This window comes from Rhizobium sp. BR 317, from assembly GCF_047445835.1.
GTDB classification, from domain to species: domain Bacteria; phylum Pseudomonadota; class Alphaproteobacteria; order Rhizobiales; family Rhizobiaceae; genus Rhizobium; species Rhizobium paranaense.
The window spans coordinates 1-1,214 of sequence record NZ_JARWLB010000141.1; the positions used below are offsets into that span (position 1 = coordinate 1).

Sequence of the window (1,214 nt, forward strand, 5' to 3'; positions counted from 1 at the left end):
CTCGGAAGGTGTGAAGGCGGTCTCATCGAAGGGTTCTGTATATCCAACGATAAAGGCCGGCTCGAAATGGGTGAACCCGAGGGTTGCCGCGCTCTCCAGTGCGGCCTCTCTGCTATGCCCGTCGTACGGCGCGCCGGACACGGAGATCACCCGTTCAGCCATGCATTCCTCCCTTAGCAAAGAACGGCGCAAAGGCCGTTCCGAAGGGCAAAGTGTTAAAAACGCTTCATCCGGACAAGCGAATTCCATCGGTCAATGCATGAATGCATCTCAACAAATGCATCATTTGCGTTAAATTTCCTCATGGAATATAGAGGAAGGGCGTCCTCCAGCGTACTGAATGTCTCAAGTAAGAAAGGTGGCGAGGCACGCATAAACGGGGAGGAGGGGTGATGAGCGCGTTGGAGTTTCCTTCGCTGCGATCGCTACAGGTGTTGGAAGCTGTCGCACGTCTTGGATCTTTTGGAAAAGCCGCCGAGGAACTGAGCATCAGCCCCTCGGCCGTGAGCCATCAAATGGCCGCGCTGGATTCGGAGCTCGGAATTGCTTTATTTCATCGCTCCGGGCGTTCAATCATGCTGACTGACGCGGGAAGGGCTTACGCTGAAGAGATCAGCGCCTCCTTTCGAAGGATCGAGAGCGCCACGCGCAATTTCACGAAGAAGGGCAAAAGTGACATTCTGAATATCCATTCGGTTGTCAGTCTCGCTTCGCAGTGGCTCATGCCTCGCCTCGCCCGGTTTAGCGCCCGCTATCCGGAGATCGATCTTCGACTGCACGCTTCTGGTGACCCGGCCGAGCTCAGGACCGGCAACGTCGATATAGACATCCGCTACGGAACGCAGCCCGTGGAGGTTGGCATCGCCGTCGAGCCCTTCCCGCCCGAGCCAATAGTGGTCCTGTGCGCCCCATCGTTGGTCGAGGGCGCAAACGGAATACGCTCACCGCAGGATCTCGCCAGATTTCCGCTCATCCACTCCGAAGTGAACCTCTATCGCTGGCAGGATTGGGCCGACTACCACGGTGTGAGGCTCAACATGGATCGGGGGCTGCGTTTCGATAGATCTTTCATGTCCATCAATGCGGCCGCGGATGGACTTGGCGTTTGCCTGGAAAGCCTCATACTCGTCCGGCAAGATCTGAAAAGCGGGAGGCTCGTTGCGCCGTTTGGCCTGGAAGGCCCCAGCATCAATTGCCATAGTCTCGTGTACTTA

General features: G+C 56.8%; 1 protein-coding gene. It reads left to right on the forward strand.

Annotated elements, in window-relative coordinates; all coding sequences use genetic code 11:
- Window positions 1–392: 392 nt before the first annotated feature.
- Window positions 393–1,214 (forward strand): LysR substrate-binding domain-containing protein (locus QD357_RS32355; protein ID WP_414126089.1); only part of this gene is annotated, 822 nt, incomplete at its 3' end.